Source organism: Aeromonas rivipollensis (assembly GCF_010974825.1).
GTDB lineage: Bacteria > Pseudomonadota > Gammaproteobacteria > Enterobacterales > Aeromonadaceae > Aeromonas > Aeromonas rivipollensis.
Genome location: NZ_JAAILA010000007.1, coordinates 146,383 through 167,029 on the forward strand (window position 1 = coordinate 146,383; position 20,647 = coordinate 167,029).

At 60.8% G+C, this 20,647-nt stretch carries 17 protein-coding genes and 6 tRNA genes; 7 read left to right on the forward strand and 16 right to left on the reverse strand.

Translation table 11 applies throughout. The features are described 5' to 3' along the window. Positions 1-177: 177 nt before the first annotated feature. From G4923_RS04365 to pbpG, 3 genes are all read left to right on the forward strand, one after another. Positions 178-1,470, forward strand: a complete 1,293-nt coding sequence (locus tag G4923_RS04365) for a hemolysin family protein (RefSeq protein ID WP_025325627.1) — start codon at positions 178-180, stop codon at positions 1,468-1,470. An 18-nt stretch (positions 1,471-1,488) separates the two neighbouring features. Continuing rightward, positions 1,489-2,154: a DedA family protein gene (locus G4923_RS04370; protein ID WP_106885044.1), complete on the forward strand. Its 666-nt coding sequence runs from the start codon at positions 1,489-1,491 to the stop codon at positions 2,152-2,154. A 137-nt stretch (positions 2,155-2,291) separates the two neighbouring features. Beyond that, positions 2,292-3,119, forward strand: coding sequence for a D-alanyl-D-alanine endopeptidase (pbpG, locus tag G4923_RS04375; protein ID WP_106885045.1), 828 nt, complete (start codon positions 2,292-2,294; stop codon positions 3,117-3,119). A 402-nt stretch (positions 3,120-3,521) separates the two neighbouring features. Here the strand turns inward: pbpG and G4923_RS04380 are convergent. From G4923_RS04380 to pncC, 12 genes are all read right to left on the reverse strand, one after another. Further along, positions 3,522-3,598 (reverse strand) — tRNA-Arg (locus G4923_RS04380). A 25-nt stretch (positions 3,599-3,623) separates the two neighbouring features. Beyond that, a tRNA-Arg gene (locus G4923_RS04385) sits at positions 3,624-3,700 on the reverse strand. A 26-nt stretch (positions 3,701-3,726) separates the two neighbouring features. Then, positions 3,727-3,803: transfer RNA gene (locus G4923_RS04390), tRNA-Arg, on the reverse strand. 26 nt (positions 3,804-3,829) lie between these two features. After that, positions 3,830-3,906 (reverse strand) — tRNA-Arg (locus G4923_RS04395). Positions 3,907-4,004: 98 nt separating this feature from the next. Then, positions 4,005-4,081, reverse strand: a tRNA-Arg gene (locus G4923_RS04400). A gap of 3 nt (positions 4,082-4,084) precedes the next feature. Continuing rightward, positions 4,085-4,177, reverse strand: a tRNA-Ser gene (locus tag G4923_RS04405). Positions 4,178-4,390: 213 nt separating this feature from the next. After that, positions 4,391-4,579 carry a carbon storage regulator CsrA gene (gene csrA, locus G4923_RS04410; RefSeq protein ID WP_005315760.1) on the reverse strand — a complete coding sequence of 63 codons (189 nt, stop codon included), beginning with the start codon at positions 4,577-4,579 and terminating at the stop codon, positions 4,391-4,393. Between the two features lie 93 nt (positions 4,580-4,672). Beyond that, a complete protein-coding gene (locus G4923_RS04415) occupies positions 4,673-5,920 on the reverse strand; it encodes an aspartate kinase (RefSeq protein WP_005332431.1) in 1,248 nt (415 codons plus the stop codon). A gap of 16 nt (positions 5,921-5,936) precedes the next feature. Then, complete coding sequence (alaS, locus tag G4923_RS04420) at positions 5,937-8,561, reverse strand: alanine--tRNA ligase (protein ID WP_111913720.1); 2,625 nt, start codon at positions 8,559-8,561, stop codon at positions 5,937-5,939. 277 nt (positions 8,562-8,838) lie between these two features. Continuing rightward, positions 8,839-9,339, reverse strand: coding sequence for a regulatory protein RecX (locus tag G4923_RS04425; RefSeq protein ID WP_163135674.1), 501 nt, complete (start codon positions 9,337-9,339; stop codon positions 8,839-8,841). Positions 9,340-9,379: 40 nt separating this feature from the next. Next, positions 9,380-10,441: a recombinase RecA gene (gene recA / locus G4923_RS04430; protein WP_106885048.1), complete on the reverse strand. Its 1,062-nt coding sequence runs from the start codon at positions 10,439-10,441 to the stop codon at positions 9,380-9,382. Between the two features lie 80 nt (positions 10,442-10,521). Beyond that, positions 10,522-11,013, reverse strand: coding sequence for a nicotinamide-nucleotide amidase (pncC, locus tag G4923_RS04435; protein ID WP_106887795.1), 492 nt, complete (start codon positions 11,011-11,013; stop codon positions 10,522-10,524). A gap of 249 nt (positions 11,014-11,262) precedes the next feature. Here pncC and G4923_RS04440 point away from each other — a divergent pair, with 249 nt between their 5' ends. Beyond that, complete coding sequence (locus G4923_RS04440; RefSeq protein ID WP_240455258.1) at positions 11,263-11,670, forward strand: Spy/CpxP family protein refolding chaperone; 408 nt, start codon at positions 11,263-11,265, stop codon at positions 11,668-11,670. Between the two features lie 264 nt (positions 11,671-11,934). Continuing rightward, positions 11,935-14,505, forward strand: coding sequence for a DNA mismatch repair protein MutS (gene mutS, locus G4923_RS04445; protein ID WP_163135676.1), 2,571 nt, complete (start codon positions 11,935-11,937; stop codon positions 14,503-14,505). 78 nt (positions 14,506-14,583) lie between these two features. Here the strand turns inward: mutS and G4923_RS04450 are convergent, their stop codons facing one another. Beyond that, a complete protein-coding gene (locus tag G4923_RS04450; protein WP_025325617.1) occupies positions 14,584-16,182 on the reverse strand; it encodes a BCCT family transporter in 1,599 nt (532 codons plus the stop codon). Positions 16,183-16,191: 9 nt separating this feature from the next. Then, positions 16,192-16,719: a hypothetical protein gene (locus tag G4923_RS04455; protein ID WP_111913441.1), complete on the reverse strand. Its 528-nt coding sequence runs from the start codon at positions 16,717-16,719 to the stop codon at positions 16,192-16,194. Positions 16,720-16,882: 163 nt separating this feature from the next. On the opposite strand from G4923_RS04455, the gene G4923_RS04460 reads away from it, so the two are divergent. Then, the gene (locus tag G4923_RS04460; protein WP_025325615.1) at positions 16,883-17,362 is read left to right on the forward strand and encodes a MarR family winged helix-turn-helix transcriptional regulator; all 480 of its coding nucleotides are present in this window, start codon (positions 16,883-16,885) and stop codon (positions 17,360-17,362) included. A 65-nt stretch (positions 17,363-17,427) separates the two neighbouring features. On the opposite strand, the gene G4923_RS04465 is transcribed toward G4923_RS04460, so the two are convergent. Beyond that, entirely contained in the window at positions 17,428-18,009 is a 582-nt protein-coding gene (locus G4923_RS04465) for a YjaG family protein (protein ID WP_106885051.1), read from the reverse strand. A 161-nt stretch (positions 18,010-18,170) separates the two neighbouring features. Here G4923_RS04465 and G4923_RS04470 point away from each other — a divergent pair, with 161 nt between their 5' ends. Next, on the forward strand, positions 18,171-19,115 hold the full coding sequence (locus G4923_RS04470) for a D-2-hydroxyacid dehydrogenase (protein WP_163135678.1): 945 nt from the start codon (positions 18,171-18,173) through the stop codon (positions 19,113-19,115). 66 nt (positions 19,116-19,181) lie between these two features. On the opposite strand, the gene mepM is transcribed toward G4923_RS04470, so the two are convergent. After that, positions 19,182-20,519 carry a murein DD-endopeptidase MepM gene (gene mepM, locus G4923_RS04475; RefSeq protein ID WP_111913439.1) on the reverse strand — a complete coding sequence of 446 codons (1,338 nt, stop codon included), beginning with the start codon at positions 20,517-20,519 and terminating at the stop codon, positions 19,182-19,184. Positions 20,520-20,647 lie beyond the last annotated feature (128 nt).

Below are 20,647 nucleotides of genomic sequence, written 5' to 3' on the forward strand. Positions count from 1 at the left end.
AAGCCCGCTTATATAGTCCCGCTGCCAATCTGACGACGAGTCCGTTCAGGGCTGATGCCCTCTTGTCATGGATGGAATTGAAAAATTCACGGGCCAAATCACTTCCTTTCACAAGCGCATCGCCCGCAAATTCATTACACTGCCAGCGATCTTTTCTACCGGGAGTGCTGCTGCAGTATGGAAATATTGATCCTGCTTGGATTGATTTTGCTCAATGGCGTCTTCGCCATGTCGGAAATCGCCATCGTCACCGCACGCAAGGCCCGTCTCAGCAAGATGGCCAGCGAGGGGAGCCGCTCTGCCGCCATCGCCCTCAAGCTGGGGGAGAATCCGACCCATTTCCTCTCCGCCGTCCAGATCGGCATCACCAGCATAGGCCTGCTCAACGGCATCTACGGTGAGTCGCTGCTGGCCCAGCCCTTCGCGCAGTGGTTGCAGGAGTGGGGGCTGTCTCCCAAGAGCAGCAGCCTGCTCGCCACCGTGATTGTCGTGGTGCTGGTGACCTACCTCTCCATCGTCGTGGGGGAACTGGTGCCCAAGCGCCTCGGTCAGCTCAGTGCCGAGCGCATCGCCTGCCTGGTGGCCCGCCCCATGCTCTGGCTGGCGACCCTGACCCGTCCCTTCGTCTGGCTGCTGTCCGCCTCCACCCACGCCAGCCTGCGCCTGCTGCGGGTCGATCAGAACAACAGCAACAACGTCACCCAGGAGGAGATCCACGCCATGCTGGTGGAGGGCTCCGAAGCCGGCGTGATCGAAGACCACGAACACACCATGCTACGGAATGTGTTCCGCCTCGACGAACGCAGCCTCTCCTCCCTGATGGTGCCCCGCAGCGACATCCGCTACCTGGATCTCTCCCTGCCGCTGGAAACCAACCTGCAGCGCCTGGTGGAGTATCGCCACAGCTTCTTCCCGGTCTGCGACGGCAGCCTCTCTGATCTGGTGGGCATACTCAACGTCAGCAAGGTGCTGCACGCCTACATCAAGGGGGAGCCCATCGATCTGGCGGCCCTCACCCAGGACGGCAGCCTGCTACCGGAGACCCTCAACGGCCTGGAGCTGCTCAACCACTTCCGCGCCCACGCCGAACACATGGTGCTGGTGGTGGATGAATACGGCGAGCTGCAGGGGCTGGTCACCCAGCAGGATCTGCTGGAGACGCTGGCGGGCGACTTCCAGCAGGAAGACGGGGAGGACAACTGGGCCTTCCAGCGTGCCGATGGCAGCTGGCTGCTCGACGGCCTGATCCCGCTGCCGGAATTGAAGGACTGTCTGGAACTGGTTCGCCTGCCGGAAGAAGAAAAACATCACTATCACACCCTCGGAGGGCTTATCATGCTGCTCCTTGGCCGCCTTCCCCAGACCGGAGACCTGGTCACCCTGGAACAGTGGCAACTGGAAATCGTGGATATGGACGGCCTGCGCATCGACAAGGTGCTTGCCATGCCTTTGACCGACCAACCCAGCTAACCTGCGGAGTTTGCATGTATGGAGCAGTTTTACCACCTGGCTCACGCCTTCATTAATCAGGATCTGGCGACCCTGTCCGACCCCAACATGGTCTTCATGGTCTACATAGTCCTGCTGACCTTCCTGGTGCTGGAAAATGGCTTCATCCCGACCGCCTTCCTGCCCGGTGACACCCTGCTGATCCTGACCGGCGTGCTCATCTATCAGGGGGTACTGCCGCTCGCTGTCGTCCCGCTGCTGATCCTGGCCACCTTCGTCGGCACCTGGCTCGGCTACATGCAGGGGCGTTTCCTCGGCCACACCCAGATGTACCACAGGCTGATGTCCCACCTGGATGAGAAGCACAAGGAGAAGGTGCACTACCTGCTCAACAAGTACGGCATCATCACCCTGATCACCGCCCGCTACATCGCCTTCGTGCGCACCGCCTATCCCTACATCGTCGGCGCCAACGAGATACCCCAGGGTCGCTTCCTGGTGGTGAACCTCATCAGCTCCATCATGTGGATCTGCCCGCTGGTCGGGCTGGGTTACTACCTGAGCCACACCAAGCTGGCCGCGCAGTATGAGTCCCAGTTCCTCAGCATCATCCTCTGCCTGCCGCTGGTGCTGCTGGTGGGCGGCTTGATAGCGCTGGTCTGGCGCTGGTTGAGCAGACGCAAGGTCCACATCTCCAGGGATTGAGAGAAATCACAGGGGTCGCCGGCAGGCGGCCCTTTTTTATGGAAAATAGTGACGAATTCCACCCTCCCGCTCTTGTAAAGCGAGGGCAAAAATGAGTGAATCTAGCGCCTTTTTTCGCTGTGGATGGAGTCGGTTGTATGGGGTGTCGGATTCGCGCAATCGCGCTGGTATGTGGATTGATAGGACTGCTCGGATCGCAGGCAGCCCTGGCGGCGCCCAACCCGGCCAAACTGCAGATCAAGTCGGGCAGTGCCCTGGTCATGGACATCAACACGGGCAAGACCCTCTATCAGAAGAACCCTGCCCAGGTGCGCCCCATCGCCTCCCTCACCAAGCTGATGACGGCACTGGTGGTGCTGGATGCGCGCCAGAACCTCAATCAGACCCTGACCATAGATCAGAACGACAGGGACAACATCAAGCACACCTACTCCCGGGTCCGTTTCGGTACCAAGGTGAGCCGTCGCGATGCCCTGCACCTGGCGCTGATGTCCTCCGAGAATCGCATGGCCTCTGCCCTCGCCCGCCACTACCCGGGTGGCCGCTCGGCCTTCATTCGCGCCATGAACAACAAGGCCAGGCAACTCGGCATGCGCAACAGCCGATTCTACGACTCCACCGGTCTGTCGACTCGCAACGTCTCCACCGCCCGGGATCTCGCCAAGCTCATCACCGCCGCCTATCGCCAGCCGCTGATCCGCCAGTTCACTCAGGACACCAACAAGGAGATGCGCTTCAGCACGCCGGCCTACAGCCTGATGTTCAACAACACCAATCCCCTGGTGAAGAACCCGGACTGGGACGTGCGCCTCTCCAAGACCGGCTACACCGACGAGGCGGGTCGCTGCCTGCTGATGCGCGCCAAACCGGACCGTCAGGAGCTCGCCATAGTGCTGCTCAACTCTGTGGGTAAACGCACCCCGATCGGCGATGCCAACCGCATTCGCAAATGGCTGAAGAGCTGAGTGAACGATTCAAACCAAAATGAGTGAACGACTCAAACCAAAAAAGGATGCCTCGGCATCCTTTTTTGTTGCCCGCCAAAGGCCCCTGCCGGCCGCCAAGGCGTTTAACGTCCAGAGCCTAGGCCCAACCACCCTCGTGATGCCCGCGGGCACAGAGCGTGCCTGCAGCAGCGCCTGTGTGTGGCTGGAGGTGGGCATGGGGCGGGGATGACAAGACACCGAGTAGCAGGGCCTGATAGGGATCGGGGGAAGATTGGACGACGACGAGGAGTGATGTGGCGGGAACGACAAGCGTCGTTCAATGCGGCGGCACATCAACCGCCATCAGGACAGCAGAGCCCCACGGTCGGGGGAATAGCGCCCATAAAAAAACAGCCCCGACTGACGTCGAGGCTGTCTGTATGGTGCGCCCGAGAGGATTCGAACCTCTGACCACCTGGTTCGTAGCCAGGTACTCTATCCAGCTGAGCTACGGGCGCTCATCAACTTTTGGTATTGCTAAAATGGTGCGCCCGAGAGGATTCGAACCTCTGACCACCTGGTTCGTAGCCAGGTACTCTATCCAGCTGAGCTACGGGCGCTCACAAACTTTTGGTACTGCCTAAAATGGTGCGCCCGAGAGGATTCGAACCTCTGACCACCTGGTTCGTAGCCAGGTACTCTATCCAGCTGAGCTACGGGCGCTCATAAATCTTTGATTTCACTTTAAATGGTGCGCCCGAGAGGATTCGAACCTCTGACCACCTGGTTCGTAGCCAGGTACTCTATCCAGCTGAGCTACGGGCGCCCTGATTTAAAGCGATAAAAAAAGCTTACTCAACAGTAAGCCTTTTCTAGCGTACCAACCTGCTGACAGTCGATACATGACTCATCGTGAGTCGAATATGGTGCGCCCGAGAGGATTCGAACCTCTGACCACCTGGTTCGTAGCCAGGTACTCTATCCAGCTGAGCTACGGGCGCAAATGGCGGAGAAGGGGGGATTCGAACCCCCGATGCGGGTATAAGCCGCATACTCCCTTAGCAGGGGAGCGCCTTCAGCCTCTCGGCCACCTCTCCGTTTGCGGGGCTGATAATACTTCACAGGGATTTTTAGTCAAACACTTTTTTGGAGAAAACAGCGTGTTCGCTCAGCATTTGGTCAAAGCGTGGAATATTCAAGCAATATCGACACTTACCCCCTGCTTCCGGGCCCTGCAAGCCGATTTGCAGGGCCCGGAAAAACAAAAGGCGACACCTGGGATGTCGCCTTGAAGCTGCCAATGGGATGGCTTAGAAATTCGGTTGGCCCGGTACTTTCTCGGCCTGTATCCGCATGTAGATCTCTTCGCGGTGTACGGAGACCTCTTTGGGTGCGTTCACACCGATACGAACCTGATTGCCTTTAACGCCCAGCACGGTGACAGTCACTTCGTCACCAATCATCAGGGTTTCCCCTACACGACGAGTCAAAATAAGCATTCGCTTGCTCCTGTATCCTGTTTTGTATTTATATCGATATGCGCCATTATCTTACAAAGATACCGATATGGTAAATGGTTGAAACTAAATCAATCAGGGATTGTTCCCCAAGGGCTGCTCATGAGGCTCATTATCCAGCCCGAACGCTGAGTGCAACGAACGCACGGCCAGCTCCAGGTACTTCTCGTCAATCACCACGGATATCTTGATTTCAGAGGTGGAGATCAACTGCATGTTGATCCCCTCCTCGCCCAATACCTTGAACATGGTGCGCGCGACCCCGGGATGATTCCACATGCCGACCCCGACGATGGAGACCTTGGCGATCTCCCCGTTGCCCTGCACGCAGGCGGCCCCCAGCAGGGTGGCGGTCTCCTCCAGCAAGGCGCGAGCCCGGCGATAGTCATCGCGATTCACCGTGAAGGTGAAGTCGGCGGTGCCATCCCCCATTGTGTTCTGCACTATCATGTCGACATCTATGTTGGCGTCGCTGATCGGATTCAGGATCTGCGCGGCCACCGTCGGCCTGTCCGGTACACCCAGAATGGTCAGGCTGGCCTCGTTGCGATTGAACGCAATGCCGGATACCAGGGGTGCTTCCATCCTCTCACCTCCATATGTGATTAAGGTTCCCTCTCCGTCGACAAAACTCGACAGCACCCGCAGCGGTACGCGGTACTTGCCCGCGAATTCCACCGAACGGATCTGCAGCACCTTGGCCCCCAGACTCGCCATCTCCAGCATCTCCTCGAAGGTGATGGTGGAGAGGCGGCGTGCCTTGGGCTCGATGCGCGGATCCGTGGTATAGACCCCATCCACATCGGTAAAGATCTGGCATTCATCGGCCTTGATGGCCGCCGCCACGGCAACCGCCGTGGTGTCCGAACCACCTCGCCCCAGGGTGGTGATGGCGTTGTGCTCATCACGGCCCTGGAAGCCGGCGATCACCACCACCTTGCCCGCACCCAGCTCGGCCTGAACCTGCTCGGTGTCGATCTGGGTGATGCGCGCCTTGCCATGGGCGGAATCAGTGTGGATACGAACCTGATCACCGGTCATTGAGACCGCAGGACATCCCCGTTTGTTCAACGCGATGGCCAGCAGCGCTATGGTGACCTGTTCACCGGTCGAGACCAGCACATCCATCTCGCGCCGGTTGGCATCCGGATCCAGCTGCTGGGCCATGCCCAGCAACCGGTTTGTTTCGCCCGACATGGCGGACACGACCACCACCACATCATGCCCCTGGGCGCGGCTCAGCTGAACACGATCAGCCACCGCCTCGATCCGCTCCAGCGTGCCGACCGAGGTGCCGCCGTACTTCTGTACATAGAGTGCCACAGATCACCTCGCCCGTTTACAGGCGCTCTTCCAGCCAGGAGTGAACGGATTGCAGGGCCGCCGGCACCGCATCAGGCTGGGTACCACCCGCCTGGGCCATGTCAGGACGACCACCCCCCTTGCCACCCACTTGCTGGGCCACCAGGTTGACCAGCTCACCGGCCTTCACCTTGGCGGTCAGATCGTTGGTCACGCCGGCGATCAGGTTGACCTTGTCCTCGCTGCTGGTTGCCAGCAGTACGACACCGGACTTCATCCGGTTCTTCAGCTCGTCCAGCATGCCGCGCAGGGACTTGGGATCGGCCCCGTCCAGCGCCGCGATCAGCACCTTCTGGCCCTTGATCTCGATGACCTGGCTCAGCAGGTCGCTGCCAGCCTGAGCGGCCAGCTTGGCCTTGAGCTGCTCCAGCTCGCGCTCCATCATCCTGGACTTGTCCAGCAGTTGGCGCACCTTGCTGCCGATGGAGAACTGGTCCCCTTTCACCAGGGCCGCGGCTTCTTCAAACTGCTCTGCCAGCTGGTGCATGAAATCGATGGCGCCCTTGCCGGTCACCGCTTCGATGCGGCGCACCCCGGCGGCAACACCGCTCTCGGCGATGATCTTGAAGAAGCCGATGTCACCGGTACGCTTGGCGTGAGTACCGCCACACAGCTCGGTGGAGTAATCACCCATGCGCACGACACGCACGTCGTCTTCGTACTTCTCGCCAAACAGCGCCATGGCGCCAGCGGACTTGGCCGCTTCCAGATCCATCACCTGGGTGACGACATCGTGGTTGGCACGGATCTGGGCGTTGACCAGCTCCTCGACCCGGCGAATGGTCGCCATGGTCAGGCCTTCGAAGTGGGAGAAGTCGAAGCGCATGCGCTCCGCCCCGACCAGGGAGCCTTTCTGGGTCACGTGATCACCCAGCGCCTGGCGCAGGGCCGCGTGCAGCAGGTGAGTGACAGAGTGGTTGAGGGCCACGGCCTGACGGCGCTCCCCGTCGACCACGGCTTCCACCTCGGCGCCCTTCTCCAGGGTACCCAGCTCCATATAGCCCTTGTGAATGATTGCATTGCCCGCATACTGGGTGTCGGTCACGGCGAAGATGCCGTCATCCACTTTCAGAATGCCGCTGTCGCCCACCTGACCACCGGACTCGGCGTAGAAGGGGGTCTCGGCCAGCACGATCACCGCTTCTTCACCGGCGATCAGCCCACTCACTTCGACAGCATCCTTGTAGATGCCGACCACCTGAGTCGTTTGGCTCAGCTGCTTGTAACCGGTAAATGGGGTCTCGAAATCGAGTTTCAACACCTCGTTGTAGTTCACGCCGAAGCTGGAGGCCTCCTTCGCACGGGCGCGTTGCTTCTCCATCTCGGCCTTGAAGCCTTCCTCGTCGATACCGATCTCGCGCTCGCGGACCACGTCGGCGGTGAGATCTGCCGGGAAGCCATAGGTGTCATACAGCTTGAACACCACCTCGCCCGGGATGACCTTGGCATCGCCCAGGTTCGCCAACACCTCTTCGAGCAGCAACAGGCCCCTGTCCAGGGTACGGACGAACTGCTCTTCCTCGATGCGCAGCACGCGCTCGACCAGCGGCAGCTGGGCGATGAGTTCGGCAGCCACGTCCTTCATCTGCACCGCCAGCTCGGCGGCCAGCTTGTAGAAGAAGATCTCGGTGGCACCCAGCTTGCGACCGTGGCGCACGGCACGGCGGATGATGCGACGCAGCACATAGCCACGGCCTTCGTTGGAGGGCATGACGCCGTCAGCCACCAGGAAGGCGCAGGAGCGGATATGGTCGGCGATGACGCGCAGGGATTGATTGCTCAGATCCTCGGTGCCGACGATCTCTGCGGCCTTCTTGATCAGCGCCTGGAAGATGTCGATCTCGTAGTTGGAGTGCACGCCCTGCATGATGGCGGAGATACGCTCCAGACCCATGCCGGTGTCCACGGACGGACGGGGCAGCGGCTCCATGGTGCCGTCAGCCTGACGGTTGAACTGCATGAAGACCACGTTCCAGATCTCGATGAAACGGTCGCCGTCTTCCTCCGGCGAGCCGGGAGGGCCACCCCAGAGGTGATCACCGTGGTCATAGAAGATCTCGGTGCAGGGGCCGCAGGGACCCGTATCACCCATCTGCCAGAAGTTATCTGAGGCAAAGGCGGCACCCTTGTTGTCGCCGATACGTACGATGCGCTCGACCGGCACGCCGATCTCGTTTGCCCAGATGTTGAAAGCTTCGTCGTCCGTTTCATAGACGGTCACCAGCAGGCGCTCTTTGGGCAGCTTGAGGGTACCGGTCAGGAATTCCCAGGCAAAACGGATGGCGTCCTGCTTGAAGTAGTCGCCGAAGCTGAAGTTGCCCAGCATCTCGAAGAAGGTGTGGTGACGAGCGGTATAGCCGACGTTTTCCAGGTCATTGTGCTTGCCGCCGGCCCGTACACAGCGCTGGGCCGTGGTCGCGCGGTTGTAGGCACGCTTCTCTGCGCCAAGGAACACGTCCTTGAACTGGTTCATCCCTGCGTTGGTGAACAGCAAGGTCGGATCGTTGTGCGGCACCAGCGAGCTGGAGGAGACAACCTGGTGCCCCTGGGAGCGGAAATACTCGAGAAACGCTGCGCGTAACTCTGACGTGGACATATACATGGAAAATCCTGCTTGATTCGGATACGGACTTTTAATCGCAATAATGTAAGTTTTCTGCGGGGTAAAGTAAAACGCGCGGGCCCGTCACGGGTGAAAAAGCCCCCAATGGACGGGGCAGCGGCAGGACGCCGTGCAGGAGCAGGCCGAAAGGGGAGTCGGCTGGGTGGCGGATCATGGCGCCGCGGCCATCAGAAACAGGATAAAACAGGGAAAAGGCCCTCTCTTATCTGCACGCATCGCAGGAACACGCCACTGCTCCATGGCCAGCACCAGCCCTTTATTCCTCCCCCTGCTGCAATGCCGAGATGGCGTAACGCGCCTGATCCTGGGTAAAGCCCCGCCCAAGCAGGTACTTGAGCCATTTCATCCGCAGCTTGAAATCCCCCAGATCGGCGACTCTGGCACGCCGCTCCAGCAGGGCGAACGCCAGCTCGAACCAATCCAGCTCCGGCTGATCGAATGCGGCGTCTATCTGCATATCGTCCAGCCCCTTGCGGCGCAGATCGAAGCGGATCTTGATGGGACCATGCCCCTTGGTCGCACCGGCCCGCACCGCCATGGCGCCGTAACGATCGTCATTGACCCAGTTGTAGCCGCGGCAATACTCGACAACCGCCTCGATCACCTCTTCATTGAAGCCCTGCAGCCGTAGCCGCTTGGCCAGCTCGGACTCGGCGCTCTCACGGCGAGCCAGACTGCGCATGGCAAAGGCGCGGGCGGCGGCAAACAGTTCTTCAAAGGAGAGTTCAACGGGTTCGGGGGAGGATTCATCGACCATAAATGACAAGGCCGGGTATTAACCCGGCCTTCCTTATTCCTTATTCGAACTCTTGTTCGCTTTCGTCTTCAAACTCTTCGGCGACCGCGGCCACCGGCTTCTCGACCGGTACGGCACCGGAGAGCAGCAGCTCACGCAGGCGGGCTTCCACCTCGGCGGCCATCACCTTGTTCTCGGCGAACAGTTTCATCACGTTGGCCTTGCCCTGACCTATCTTCTCGCCGTTGTAGCTGTACCAGGCACCGGCCTTGTCGATCAGCTTGTGCTTGACGCCCAGATCAACCAGCTCGCCCTCTTTGGAGATGCCGGCACCGTAGAAGATCTGGAACTCGGCCTGCTTGAAGGGCGGGGCCACCTTGTTCTTGACCACCTTGACACGGGTCTCGTTACCGACTACTTCGTCGCCGTCCTTGATGGCGCCGATGCGACGGATATCCAGACGGACGGAGGCGTAGAACTTGAGCGCATTACCACCCGTGGTGGTCTCGGGGCTACCGAACATGACACCGATCTTCATCCGGATCTGGTTGATGAAGATGCACAGGCAGTTGGCGTTCTTGATGTTGGCGGTCAGCTTGCGCAGCGCCTGGGACATCAGGCGGGCCTGCAGGCCGACGTGGGAGTCACCCATCTCGCCTTCGATTTCCGCTTTCGGCGTCAAGGCCGCCACAGAGTCGACGATGATGACGTCAACGGCGTTGGAGCGCACCAGCATGTCGCAGATCTCCAGCGCCTGTTCACCGGTATCCGGCTGGGAGATCAGCAGGTCGTCGACGTTGACCCCCAGCTTGGCGGCATAGATAGGATCGAGTGCGTGTTCCGCATCGACGAAGGCACAGGTCTTGCCTTTCTTCTGGGCTTCCGCGATCACCTGCAGGGTGAGGGTGGTTTTACCTGACGATTCCGGGCCGTAGATCTCGACGATACGACCGCACGGCAGACCGCCGATGCCCAGCGCCACATCCAGGGAGAGGGAGCCGGTGGAGATGGCTTCGATATCCATGGTCTTGCTGTCGCCCAGACGCATGATGGAGCCTTTGCCAAACTGCTTTTCGATCTGGCCCAGCGCAGCCGCCAGTGCCTTCTGTTTGTTCTGATCCATGCCAATCTCCGCTGGGAATCGTGATGTAGAAGTGAAGTTGGGCTAAGTATACTGTTTATGCATACAGTATCAAGTCCAATTTATCTGAGCAGGGCCAGCAGTCCGGACAAGGCCTGCCTGACCGCCTGCTGGCGCACCTGATGGCGGTCGCCATCGAAGCGGGCGAGCAGGGATTGATGACGGCCCGTGCGATCCGCCCAGGCGAACCAGACGGTGCCGACCGGCTTGTCGTCACTGCCGCCACCGGGCCCGGCAATGCCGCTGATGGCGACGCAGATCCCCGCATCGGAACGGGCCAGGCCCCCTCTGGCCATCTCCAGCACCACGGCCTCGCTGACGGCGCCATGGCGCAGCAGGCTGTCGATGCTCACCCCCAGCATCTGCTGCTTGGCCTCGTTGGTGTAGGTGACAAAGCCGCGGTCGAACCAGCCTGAGCTGCCCGCAATATCCGTGATGGCCGTGGCAACGCCGCCCCCGGTACAGGACTCCGCCGTGGCTGCGAACCAGCCTCGTGCCTGCAATGCCTCGCCGAGCTCCCGGGATAAACGGTCGATCTCTGCCTCAAGCCCCATCATCATGCCCTCTCTGGCCCCTTGCGGGGGAAACATGGGGGTCATTATGCAGTCGCCCCGAATCGCGAGCAACCGACCCGGGGCCGGCTGCGTCAGCGACCGACCGGCATGGCCCTGCCGGACATTGGACGCAAGTGCGCCACAGCGGCAAGTCGCCAACGCTTAAGCTCCAGTACATGGGGGCTTCCTATAATCAACAGGCACCGCCCTGTATGCGGTTTCTATCTTTTTGGATACTGGAGAAAGCAGATGAAGCATCAATTTAAAGTCGCCATGACTGCCCTGGCGATCTGTTTTGCCACCAACACCTTCGCCGCCGAGAGCGCCCCCGAGCTGCAGAGCGAAACCACCCTGGCGCAAGAGCTGAACCTCTCAACCGCACAGGTTGAGCAGATCAAGAGCCTGCGTGAGAAAGCGGCCAAGGAACTCGGTTCGGTCAAGCTCGACGCCATCGGTCAGGACGTCATCATCAACATGATCAAGACCGGCAAGTGGGACGAAGCCGCCGCCAGGAAGCAGCTACAGACCATCAGCAGCGTGCAGGCCGAGGCCCGCTACTACCGTGCCCATTACCTGTTCGAAGTGAGCAAGGTGCTGACCCCGGAGCAGAAAACCAAGCTGCACGAGATGCTCAGTGGCAACGAAGCCATGTACTAAGAGCGCATCCTGACGCTGTGATCACAATCCCCGCGCTGATGGCGGGGATCTTGCCCCTCCCCCCGGCACGCCTCGCCCCCGCCCCTCCTCGCTTCTGATCCCCATGACGGCCTGCCAACGCCACCCGGCCCCTGAAACCTCAGGACTGCCTTCCCCAAAGCGAGATAACCCCTCACCATCTCGGCCCGACCATGTAGAATGGCCACCAGATTCAGACCCATTACGGCAGACGCTTGCCCGCAAGAGCACCTTCTGGAATAGAACATGACAGCACAGCACCAAGCCACCAGCGCCAACCTGAGCGCCCACACCCCCATGATGCAGCAGTACCTTGGCCTCAAGGCCGAGAACCCGGAGATCCTGCTGTTCTACCGGATGGGCGACTTCTACGAGCTGTTCTACGATGATGCCCGCAAGGCGTCCCAACTGCTCGACATCTCCCTGACCAAGCGCGGCCAGTCCGCGGGCAGCCCCATTCCCATGGCGGGGGTGCCCTATCACGCCATCGAGGGCTATCTGGCCAAGCTGGTGCAGCTCGGTGAATCCGCCGCCATCTGCGAGCAGGTGGGGGACCCCGCCACCAGCAAGGGACCGGTGGAGCGCAAGGTCATTCGCATCATCACCCCGGGCACAGTCTCCGACGAGGCGCTGCTCTCGGAGCGACAGGACAACCTGATCGCCGCCGTCTACCACGACGGCCGCCGCTTCGGCTACGGCACCATGGACATAGGCTCGGGCCGCTTCTTCATCAACCAGTTCGACAAGGAAGAGACTTTACTAGCAGAGCTGCAACGCACCAACCCAGCGGAGCTGCTCTACCCGGAATCCTTCGAGTTCCTGCGCCACGTCGAGGGTCGCCGCGGCCTGCGCCGCCGCCCGGAGTGGGAGTTTGAGCTGGGCACAGCCCGCAAGCTGCTCTGCCAGCAGTTCGGCACCCAGGATCTGGTGGGCTTTGGGGTCGAGCAGAGCGAGACAGCCCTGTGCGCCGCTGGCTGCCTGATGCAGTACGTCAAGGACACCCAGCGCACCGCCCTGCCCCACATCCGCAGCGTGCGCCTCGAGCAGCCCGATCATGCGGTCATCATGGATGCCGCCACCCGCCGCAATCTGGAGCTAACCCAGAATCTGGCGGGGGGCTATGAAAATACCCTGGCCGAAGTGCTGGACCGCACCGCTACCCCCATGGGCAGCCGCCTGCTCAAGCGCTGGATCCACCAGCCGATCCGCGATCGGGTGATCCTGAAGGGTCGCCAGAGCACCATCAAGGAGCTCATCGAGCAGAACCTCTACGACGAGCTGGGCAACCTGCTGCGTCAGGTGGGGGATGTGGAGCGGGTGCTGGCCCGTCTCGCCCTGCGCTCGGCCCGGCCGCGCGACCTCACCCGCCTGCGTCAGGCCTTCGCCCAGTTGCCCGAGTTGCAGCGCCTGCTGGCGGATAACGAGCACGAGGCGGTGCAGCAGCTGGCCGAGCGCGCCAGCACCTTCCCCGAGCTGCTCGACCTGCTGGAGCGCGCCGTGATGGAGGTGCCGCCTGTGCTGATCCGCGATGGCGGCGTCATCCGTGACGGCTTCAATCAGGAGCTGGACGAGCTGCGGGATCTGGCCAACGGCGCCACCGCCAGCCTCGCCCGCATCGAGGAGCGGGAGAAGCTGCTGACCGGCATCAACACCCTCAAGGTGGGATACAACAAGGTGCATGGCTTCTATATCGAGGTGAGCCGCGCCAACAGCCATCTGGTGCCGGCCCACTACATCCGCCGCCAGACCCTCAAGAACAACGAACGCTACATCATCGACGAGCTGAAGAAATACGAGGACAAGGTGCTCACCGCCCAGGCCCAGGCGCTGGCGCTGGAGAAGCGACTCTACGAAGAGCTGCTCGACGCCCTGCTGCCCCACCTCGGCGATCTGCAGGAGTCTGCCGCCGCACTGGCGGAGCTGGACGTGCTGGCCAATCTGGCGGAGCGGGCCGAGACCCTCGACTACCGCTGCCCGACGCTCATCGATGAGGATCAGATCCTGATCGAGGCGGGCCGCCATCCGGTCGTTGAACAGGTGATGAACGATCCCTTTATCGCCAACCCCATCCGGCTGGAGCGGGATCGCCGGATGCTGATCATCACAGGTCCCAACATGGGGGGTAAATCTACCTACATGCGTCAGACCGCGCTCATCGTGCTGCTGGCCCATATCGGTGCCTTCGTGCCCGCCGACAGCGCCCGCATCGGCCCCATCGACCGCATCTTCACCCGGATCGGGGCCTCGGACGATCTGGCCTCCGGCCGCTCCACCTTTATGGTGGAGATGACCGAGACCGCCAACATCCTCAACAACGCCACCGCCCGCAGCCTGGTGCTGATGGACGAGATTGGCCGCGGCACCAGCACCTATGACGGCCTCTCCCTGGCCTGGGCCTGCGCCGAACAGCTGGCGAGCAAGATTGGCGCTTACACCCTGTTCGCCACCCACTACTTCGAGCTGACCCGTCTGCCGGAGCTGATGGCGGGGCTGGCCAACGTCCATCTGGACGCAGTCGAGCACGGCGACACCATCGCCTTTATGCACGCGGTGCAGGAAGGGGCGGCCAGCCGCTCCTACGGTCTGCAAGTGGCGGCGCTGGCGGGGGTGCCGAAATCGGTGATCCATCAGGCCCGTCACAAACTGCACGAGCTGGAAAGCGCCACTCCGGTCGCAGCCGGTGAAAGCCGCCCGGCCCCGGTGACCCTGGCCCCACAACCCCATCCTGTGGTGGAAGAGCTGGCAGCGGTACGCCCGGACGAGCTATCCCCCCGTCAGGCGCTGGACCTGCTCTATCGCCTCAAGCAGATGCTCTGACGGCCACATCGGAACACAGGCAATGAAAAAGGGGAACCTCGCGGTTCCCCTTCGTTTTGCCTCAATGGCACTGGGCCATCAGCCCGGACCTATGCGATCCAGCAGGCTCAGATTGACCGAGCCGGGGTGGCGCTTGAGCTTCTGCCGGTATTCGAACTGATGCTGACTCTCCTGCTTGAGCCCCTGCATCAGCGAATAGCACATGGCCAGCATGATCAGCGAGAAGGGCAGCGCGGCTATGATGCTGGCCGCCTGCAAGGCCGCCAGGCCGCCAGATACCAGCAGAATGGCCGCCACCAGCCCCTGACCCAGCCCCCAGATGGCGCGGTGCAGCACGGGGGGATCCTGATCGCCGATGGAGAGCAGGGTGGTGATGACCAGCGTGCCCGAGTCGCTGGAGGTGATGAAGTAGGTGCAGATGAGCAGGGTCAGCACCCCTTTCGCAATCCAGCCGAAGGTCTCCCAGTGCAGCAGCTCCACCGTCTTGTAGAGCGCCAGGGTCACGTCCTGGTTGACCGCCGCCACCACTCCACCGCCGCCGAACAGCTCCAGATGCATGGCGGTACCGCCGAACACAGTGAGCCAGAACATGCCGAGCAGGGAGGGCACCAGCAGCACGCCGAGCACGAACTCACGAATGGTGCGCCCCTTGGAGATGCGGGCGATGAACATGCCGACGAAGGGGGCCCAGGCTATCCACCAACCCCAGTAGAAGGCGGTCCAGCTTGATTGCCAGGCCGAGGTGCCGTTGGCCTCTGTGTTGGTCCAGAAGCTCAGTTTGACGATGTTTTGCAGGTAATCACCGATGTTCTGCACATAGGCGTTGAGGATATAGGTGGTTGGACCCAGCACCAGGAAGAGGACGAGGATGAAGGCGCTGAGCCAGATGTTGAGCTCGGAGAGGATCTTCACCCCGCGCCCCACGCCTGAGATGGCTGACAGGGTGGCGATCAGACTGATGCCGCCGATGAGCCAGAGCTGGCTGTGTTGGGAGACTTCCATGCCGAACATCTGGTTGAGGCCGGTGTTCATCTGGGAGACACCAAGCCCTAAGGAGGTGGCCACCCCAAACACTGTGCCGAACACCGCCAGCACGTCGGCGGCGTGACCCCAGAAGCCGTAGATCCGCTCGCCGAGAATAGGGTAGAGCACGGAGCGAATGGCCAGCGGCAACTTGCGACGGTAGCTGAAGAAGGCCAGCGACAGGCCGACGATCACATAGATGGCCCAGGGGTGCAGACCCCAGTGGAAGAAGGTGAGGCGCATGGCGATCTGGGCCGCTTCCGGCGTCATCCCTTCGGTGACGAAGGGGTTGCCCTGCAGGTGATACATGGGCTCGGCTATGCTCCAGAACACCAGGCCTATGCCCATGCCGGCGCTGAACAACATGGAGAACCAGGCGAAGTAGCCGAACTCCGGTACCTGGTCGTCGTCGCCCAGTCGAATGCTGCCAAAACGGCTGAACATCAGGTAGACGGCGAAGAACAGGAACAGGGCAACCACCAGAATGTAGTACCACTTGAAGCCTGCAATGATGGTGTCCTTGGCGCCGGTGAACCAGGTTCCCGCAGTATCCGGGTCAAACACCCCAAACAACAGGAACAGAGTCACGACGGTGAGGGCCGTCATGGCCATGGTGGGATTGAGGCCTTTCAATAGCCCTTTGGTTGCTCTCATCGGGCCTCCTTAGTCATTGTTGAAAAAATCTTCACCCACGTGATCCCCCGCACCACCGATGGCGCGATAGACCAGTCGACCCGCCACCCGCTCGCGGTGATCCACCAGGGTGACCGAAGGCTGGCCGTTCACGGCGTGACGCTTGCCGAGGAAGATGGCCATGGGCACCCCCAGACTGGAGATCCCGCTGGTGATCCAGAGCCGGTTGAAGTCATAGGAGCCGCCGATGAACTCGAGCTGGGCCAGGCCATTGTCCAGACCGGCCAGGTAGAAGTTCATGGCACTCTCGTCGGGGAAGAGGTGCACCAGCACATAGGCGTAGCGCAATTCGTTCACCAACTCCTTTAGACTGAAAGAACCTGTATCGCTGCAGGAGAGCGGCAGCTCACCATCGTAGTGATGCACCTGCAGGTTGTTGGGATCTTCGTCATAGGCGGGCTGATAACGCACGAAAGCCGAGGTATCTGGCAGTTCATAGCGGACCCTGACCACGCGAAGGTCGGCAACCAGGGACTTGATATCCAGGTCGTCATTCATGATGTCACTCCTCAAATATCGGGTTTAAATGCGGCAATTGTCCAATAACCTAACATAAAATTCATTAGAGCAGAAATGATTACACCAAAAACCATATTGACCTTGTTGGGGATTAGGCGGAGAATTTTGCGCCTCTCCACTGCCCTGCGATGACCCCGACTCCATGGAAAAACATGATGAAGTGCTGATTGCTCTGCGCCAGATCATCCGTGCCATCGACATGCACTCCAAGCGCCTGATCAAGGAGGCCGGGCTGACGTCGCCGCAGCTCCTGCTACTCAAGGGGATCAACGAGCTGGGCCAGATCTCCATGCGCCAGCTCGCCGATCACACCAACATGAGCCAGGCCACCGCGACCACCATCATGGACAGGCTAGAGAGCCGCCAGCTGGTGCAGCGCATCCGCAGCGAAACCGACAAGCGCAAGGTGCATGCGACACTGACTGACGCGGGTCGCGCCCTGCTCGCCCAGGCCCCCACCCCGCTGCAGGAGAGCTTCATCCAGCGCTTCCAGGCCCTGGAGAACTGGGAACAGGGACTACTGCTCTCCTCCCTGCAACGGATCTCGGCCATGATGAATGCCGACGGCATAGACGCGGCTCCCGTGCTGAGCGTCAGACCGCTCACCGAAGAGCGTGCCTGAACAAACGACGGCCATAAAAAAAGCTCCCGAATGGGAGCTTTTTTTATGGGAAGCGTGCGGGGAGATCACTCTTCCAGGCTGATGCCTATGTTGGAGACGCCGCCCTGGGCCGCAAAGGTGCGGATGGCCAGGATGCGATCGCTGTCGCGCTCATGGGCGACCTGCTTGAGCAGCTCGACCTGGAACTCCAGTTCTGCCTCGATGTATTCGTGCTCGTAGAGCTCTTCGTCACTGAGATCCCGCTCTTCCAGCATCTCGATGAAACCGGCCACTGTACCGACCGAAGCGTGGCTGGCATCCATGGCTTCTTCCCCCACCCGACAGATCACCGAGTTGTAGGCACAGCCCAGCGCCACGCAGGCATCCAGCGCCGGGTAGGCTCCGTAGGATTCAAACTTGCCAGGCTCGGGAATATAGACCTCGAACGCCTCCAGGATGGCCCCCAGATTGACACGGGATCCCTTCACGGTGAGGTAGTTCCACATCTGATCCAGCGCGTGGCGAAACGCCTTCGCATCCCCGAAACCGGCTGCCTGGGTAAACAGCACATAGTTGGGGTACATGCGCTCTGCCAGCGCCAGGGTGTAGACGGTCTGCTGCCAAGGCTGCAGCTCGGCCAGTCGCTTATAAAACTTGTCACCAAACACTGGAGTCGGATCCTTTGCAAAATGTGGGGCAGATTGTAGCCCACGAGGGGCGTGGCGAAAACGAAAAAGCGCCCTGGTCGACTATCTTGCCCGATCAACTGGGGTAAGATGAGGACAGACCCCTCCTCCGCCGTGCCGCAAACATGATAAGGAACAAGAGTATGAGCCAACGTACCCTGCTTCTGCTCAGCCAGGACAACAACCACTATGAACGCCTGCTCAAGGCCGCCCGCCTCCCCCATCTGCACATACTGCGGGCCGACAACCAGAGCGATGCCGAGAAGATGATCGGTGATGCCCATATCCTGATGGCAGAACCGGCACGGGCCAGACCCCTGCTGGCCAAGGCCGACAGGCTGAGCTGGCTCCAGTCCACCTACGCCGGGGTCGACGTGCTGCTGGATGCCAGCTGCCGCCGCGACTACCTGCTCACCAATGTGCGCGGCATCTTCGGGCCGCTGATGAGCGAGTATGTGTTCGGCCACCTGCTCAACCTGTCGCGCCAGTTGCCGCTCTACCGCGAACAGCAGCAACAGCAACAGTGGCAGAGCCATCCCTATCAGGGGCTCAAGGGGCGCACCATGCTGATCCTGGGTACCGGCAGCATAGGCCAGCACATAGCTCACACCGCCAAGCACTTCGGCATGCGGGTGCTCGGCATCAGCCACAGTGGCAATGAGCGCGCCGGCTTCGATCAGGTGTATCAGCTACCGACGCTGAACAAGATGCTGGCCCAGGCCGACGTCATTGTCAGCGTACTGCCGGCGACCCGCGAGACCCGCCATCTGTTCACCGCCGATCGCTTCAACCACTGCAAGCCGGGGGCCATCTTCTTCAACGTCGGCCGGGGCAATGCGGTCCATGAAGGGGATCTGCTGGCGGCATTGCGCGGCGGCAAGCTGGGCACTGCGGTGCTGGATGTGTTCGAGCAGGAGCCCCTGCCCGCTGACAGCCCGCTCTGGCATCAGCCCAATCTCATTATCACCCCCCACAACAGCGCCTACAGCTTCCCGGAAGATGTGGCCCAGATCTTCATCCGCAACTACATCCGCTTCATCGACGGTCAGCAACTCGATGGCCGCATCGACTTCGACAAGGGTTACTGAGCCCAACCACCAGCAAAAAGGCCCTGCCAGATTGGCGGGGCCTTTTTTGTATCCGCAGAGAGGGGCTCAACCCGCCTCCATCTCCTTGCGATAGCTCTTCACCTTGGCAAGGAACTGGCGCTTGTCCTTGCCGGAGAGCGGCTCCGCCATCGGCAGCTTGACCTTCATGGGGTCCACCGGGCGGTTGTTGACTCGCACCTCATAGTGCAGATGGGCACCGGTAGAGCGGCCCGTGTTGCCGGAGAGCGCTATCTTGTCCCCCATCTTCACCTTCTGGCCGGGTTTGACCAGCAACTTGCTCAGGTGCAGATAGCGAGTCATCAGGGTACGGCCGTGCTTTATCACCACATAGGTGCCCGCGAGGGGGTGGCGGGTCGCCTTGAGTACCACACCGTCACCGGTCGCCATCACGGGCGTCCCCACCGGCAGGGCGAAGTCAGTCCCCTCATGGGGGCGGACCTGGCCGGTAATGGGGTGGCGTCGGGCCGGGTTGAAGTTGGAGCTGACCCGATAGCGACTATGGGTCGGATACCGGCGGAAGCCGCGCTCCAGGCTGTTCGCCTGACCGTCATAATAGTTGCCATCTTCCGACAGCCAGGCCGATACCGCCTTGCCCTGGCTGAACACTTCGACGCCCAGCAGCTGGGTGTTGCCCGTGCTCTTGCCCTCCACCGTCTCCTGTCTCACCAACACCTTGAACTTGTCGCCTCTTTGCAGATCCTTGGCGAAATTCAGGCGCCACTGGAACAGGTTGGCAATCTTCTGGATGTGGTTGGCCGGGATCCCCGCGTTGCGGGCGCTGACGTAGAAGCTGCCATTGATGACGCCGTCATAACTCTTCTGCTGCCACTGCACCTCTTCATTGAGCATGTTGGCGCTGTAAGTGTCGTCGGTACGCTCCAGCACCAGAGTCTGCTTGATGTTCAGGCGGATCTTCAGCTGCTGCAGTATGTTGTCCTGATCGATCAGCAACTCTATGGTCTGGCCAGGCTTGAGGCGGGCCAGATTGTTCTTGGCATCCGCATCCAGCACCTTGTAGAGGGTGGTGGTGGAGAGGCCGAGATTGTTGAAGATGGTGGTCAGGTTCTCGCCGTTGCGCACCCGGTAATCCTGCCACTGGGGAGTGGCATCGGCCGGAATGTCATCTTCCGGCGCCGCGGCTTCCACCAGCTCGTGATCCGGGATGTCGTTAAAATCCGTATTGTCTTCGTTGGTTGCGGTGCCAGTGGTGGCAATGGGCAACTCCAGACGCAATGGCCGCTCAAGGATGTCACCTGGAGCTGGCAATACGGCTACCGCTGACAGCGTCATGGCCGTGAGCAATAGCATGGCGTAAAAATGTTTGCGGGGAACCGGGGGTTCCCAGTTGGCAGCCTGCGCTACCAAGGGACGGAGACGTTTCATCCGCTATCCTGTTATTAGATCTAAGGGTGGTAGTTGTGGGTCTGTTTTTATGATTTTTTATTATGAAAACCGAATATCTGGGTTTTAGACCTAAATACTTACAAAAAGTTCATCGCGATATGCACGAA

What these genes read in the sequence shown, in the direction of transcription:
- G4923_RS04365 (WP_025325627.1), top strand. Translation starts at nt 178, where the DNA reads ATGGAAATATTGATCCTGCTTGGATTGATTTTGCTCAATGGCGTCTTC.
- G4923_RS04370 (WP_106885044.1), top strand. Translation starts at nt 1,489, where the DNA reads ATGGAGCAGTTTTACCACCTGGCTCACGCCTTCATTAATCAGGATCTG.
- pbpG (WP_106885045.1), top strand. Translation starts at nt 2,292, where the DNA reads ATGGGGTGTCGGATTCGCGCAATCGCGCTGGTATGTGGATTGATAGGA.
- csrA (WP_005315760.1), bottom strand. Translation starts at nt 4,579, where the DNA reads ATGCTTATTTTGACTCGTCGTGTAGGGGAAACCCTGATGATTGGTGAC.
- alaS (WP_111913720.1), bottom strand. Translation starts at nt 8,561, where the DNA reads ATGTATATGTCCACGTCAGAGTTACGCGCAGCGTTTCTCGAGTATTTC.
- G4923_RS04425 (WP_163135674.1), bottom strand. Translation starts at nt 9,339, where the DNA reads ATGGTCGATGAATCCTCCCCCGAACCCGTTGAACTCTCCTTTGAAGAA.
- recA (WP_106885048.1), bottom strand. Translation starts at nt 10,441, where the DNA reads ATGGATCAGAACAAACAGAAGGCACTGGCGGCTGCGCTGGGCCAGATC.
- pncC (WP_106887795.1), bottom strand. Translation starts at nt 11,013, where the DNA reads ATGGGGCTTGAGGCAGAGATCGACCGTTTATCCCGGGAGCTCGGCGAG.
- G4923_RS04440 (WP_240455258.1), top strand. Translation starts at nt 11,263, where the DNA reads ATGAAGCATCAATTTAAAGTCGCCATGACTGCCCTGGCGATCTGTTTT.
- mutS (WP_163135676.1), top strand. Translation starts at nt 11,935, where the DNA reads ATGACAGCACAGCACCAAGCCACCAGCGCCAACCTGAGCGCCCACACC.
- G4923_RS04450 (WP_025325617.1), bottom strand. Translation starts at nt 16,182, where the DNA reads ATGAGAGCAACCAAAGGGCTATTGAAAGGCCTCAATCCCACCATGGCC.
- G4923_RS04455 (WP_111913441.1), bottom strand. Translation starts at nt 16,719, where the DNA reads ATGAATGACGACCTGGATATCAAGTCCCTGGTTGCCGACCTTCGCGTG.
- G4923_RS04460 (WP_025325615.1), top strand. Translation starts at nt 16,883, where the DNA reads ATGGAAAAACATGATGAAGTGCTGATTGCTCTGCGCCAGATCATCCGT.
- G4923_RS04470 (WP_163135678.1), top strand. Translation starts at nt 18,171, where the DNA reads ATGAGCCAACGTACCCTGCTTCTGCTCAGCCAGGACAACAACCACTAT.
- mepM (WP_111913439.1), bottom strand. Translation starts at nt 20,519, where the DNA reads ATGAAACGTCTCCGTCCCTTGGTAGCGCAGGCTGCCAACTGGGAACCC.